Source organism: Microcoleus sp. A003_D6 (assembly GCF_036702825.1).
GTDB lineage: Bacteria > Cyanobacteriota > Cyanobacteriia > Cyanobacteriales > Microcoleaceae > Microcoleus.
Map to the genome: position 1 here is coordinate 1 of NZ_JAUBWA010000258.1, position 3,110 is coordinate 3,110.

Sequence of the window (3,110 nt, forward strand, 5' to 3'; positions counted from 1 at the left end):
TAAGGCTGAGATGTGCGTATTTAAATAACGACATCAAGCTAAGTATTTCTGCTTAGTCAAAAAGTGGGATGCTCCCGATGCACACTCCCCAAACTAAGGGAATGCCAAATAGCAATTGCAGTCCGATCGCACTTCCAACCAGTTCAGCTAAATCGCAAGCAGAAATAGCAATTTCACAAAGTATCCACAGCAAAAAACTGACTCGCGGACTGAAATAATCTCGACAAGCTTGTGCCAAATCTCGTCCCGTTGCCACTCCCAAACGCACGCAGAGTGATTGCAGCAAAATTGCCATCAAATTAGATAGCAAAATCACACTTAATAGCGCATAGCCAAACTTTGCTCCCCCCGCCAAGTCAGTCGCCCAGTTTCCCGGGTCCATGTAACCCACTGAAACCAAATATCCAGGCCCTGCGTAAGCCAGCATCGTACGCCAGAAACCTTTGCTGTTGGGAACGGGGATGCTGCGGTGGACTTCTGGAAGGCTGGGTTTGTTCTCCGAGTGAGTCATTTGTTTTACGGTTTAATCTTTTTCATATTCTTTTCATAATCTCACAAAGGTAGCGGAATTTCATCAGTCGGATGGCTCAAAATCCGGCGGAGTCACCGTATATTTTAAGGTGTGTATATTTTTGAGGTCGAACCGAGGTGCGCGCGATCGACTATGATGAGGTCGATCGCCAAAAATCACGTTTGTCTGCGAATACTCTATTTCAAAACTCTAGTCGCATTGAAAATAGCGGCTAGCGCCACCCCAACATCAGCAAAAACTGCTTCCCACATTGTCGCTAAACCAAAAGCACCCAAAGCAATAAATATCGCTTTGACTGACAGCGCAAAAATGATATTTTGCCAGACAATATTGTGAGTTTTTCGGGCAATTTGAATGGCTTGGGCCACCTTGGACGGTGCATCTGACATAATTACAACATCCGCAGTTTCGATCGCCGCATCGGAACCCAAACCCCCCATCGCTATGCCCACATCAGCTCTAGCAAGCACTGGTGCATCATTAATTCCGTCCCCGACAAAGACTATTTTATCGCCTTTTTTAGATTGACCGATCAGTTTTTCGATCGCCTCGACTTTTCCTTCGGGTAATAACTCGGCTAAATAGGAATCTAAACCGAGCTTTTTCGCAACACTATCGGCTACAGCTTGATTATCTCCTGTGAGCATCACGATTCGCTCAACACCCAGTTTCTTGAGGTCGCGAATAGCCTGTACTGCGTCTTCCTTAAGCTCGTCAGCAATTAAAATGTAGCCAGCGTAGCGGTTGTCTACTGCTAAATGCACGATCGTACCTTCAGCATTGCAGACATCGTGAGCAATGTTTTCTCGGTGCAGCAAACGGTCATTTCCCGCAAGCACAATTTGATTATTTAATTTTGCTCGGATGCCGTGTCCCGCTATTTCTTCGTAATCTTTCACATCCGATGAATCTATTTTTGGGCCGTAAGCTTCCAGAATAGATTTCGCGACTGGGTGATTGGATTGAGATTCTACTTTAGCCGCTATTGCCATTAACTCAGATTGTGAAAAACCATTCTGAGGCACAATTTGTGCTACTTTAAAAACTCCTTTTGTCAAGGTTCCTGTTTTGTCCAAAACAACGGTCTTAACTGCTGTCAGGGTATCTAAAAAAGTCGAGCCTTTAACCAAAATACCGCGCTTGGCTGCACCGCCAATTCCCCCAAAGTATCCCAGCGGAATGCTAATCACCAATCCGCAAGGGCAGGAAATAACTAACAAGACTAGGGCGCGGTAAACCCATAAAAAGCGATCGGCATTAGTTGCTTCTGAAATGAACAAAGGCGGAATTAAAGCCACTGCTAGCGATGCAAATACTACAAACGGCGTGTAGTAACTGGCAAATTTGGTGATAAATTTCTCAGTTTCAGCTTTTTTGCTTCTGGCATTTTCTACTAATTCCAGAATTCGGGAGATTGAAGATTCGCCGAAGACTTTGGTAACTTTGACGGTGAGAACTCCTGTCTGGTTAATTGTTCCCGCTAAAACTGTTTCTCCAACTTTCACGGTTCGAGGTACTGATTCTCCAGTTAGTGCAGACGTGTCAATCTGAGAATTGCCGTCGATAATTTCACCGTCTAAGGGAATCTTTTCTCCGGGTTTGACAAGGATGATATCGCCGACAGCTACGGTTTCTGGCGAAACTTTTTTGATGTCGCCGTTGTCCTTGAGGTTGGCATAATCTGGGCGAATTTCTAAAAGCGATTTGATCGATTGACGCGATCGCCCTACGGCAAATTCTTGAAAAAGTTCTCCGATTTTGAAAAACAACATCACCCCGACTGCTTCAGGGAGTTTGTGAATAGCGACAGCGCCGAGTGTTGCTACAGTCATTAAGAAATTTTCATCAAAAAATCGACCTCGCAGAATATTGCGACCCGCACTGGTTAAAACATTCCAGCCGCTTAAAAGATAGGCTGGGATGAAAACCAGATATTCACCTACAGAATAGGGCGTGTTGTGCAGTTTTTCTTCAAATATTAAACCGCCGATAAATAGTACAACAACCAATATCACAGGAATCAATTCTTGCTTGAGGTTAAAATCTCCGTTCCCGTGGTCGTGGCCGTGGTCGTGGTCGTGGCCGTGGCCGTGGTCGTTGTGGTTGTGATTCTCATGGCTGTGTTCGTGGTGGTCGTCCTCATGACTGCAACTACAGCAGCCGGAATCGCTGGATTTGGCTTTTTGCATGGTGTTTGCTGGGTTTGGGCTGACGCCTGATAGTATGAATAGACGTTCATATTATATAGGTTAAAAAGACAATATACTAGATTTTGAACTCAAAATATAGCTATTTTTTAGAAGAATATTCTTAAATTGGTAGTGACTGTGAGAACTAATTAAAATAATAACTATTCTCAATTATCGGCGATCGTGAGGAAAGCGATCGCTCATACTTGAGAAAGCTCCGCAGGGTTCGCAATAACACACAATATATATGTCCGCTTATACCAATTTTTTATGAGGCTGCATAGAATCCGATCCCCCCTAGCCCCCCTTAATAAGCAGGGTGGATTAATTGTCATCCTAGAAATAGGTACGTAGTTGGGCTTTAGCCCTCTTGAGACGTATATAGAAAG

General features: G+C 44.3%; 2 protein-coding genes. Both read right to left on the reverse strand.

Annotated elements, in window-relative coordinates; translation table 11 throughout:
- Positions 1-52: 52 nt before the first annotated feature.
- Entirely contained in the window at positions 53-511 is a 459-nt protein-coding gene (locus tag QUB70_RS32135) for an Nramp family divalent metal transporter (RefSeq protein ID WP_332985852.1), read from the reverse strand.
- Between the two features lie 197 nt (positions 512-708).
- A complete protein-coding gene (locus QUB70_RS32140) occupies positions 709-2,721 on the reverse strand; it encodes a heavy metal translocating P-type ATPase (protein ID WP_332985853.1) in 2,013 nt (670 codons plus the stop codon).
- Positions 2,722-3,110: the final 389 nt, after the last annotated feature.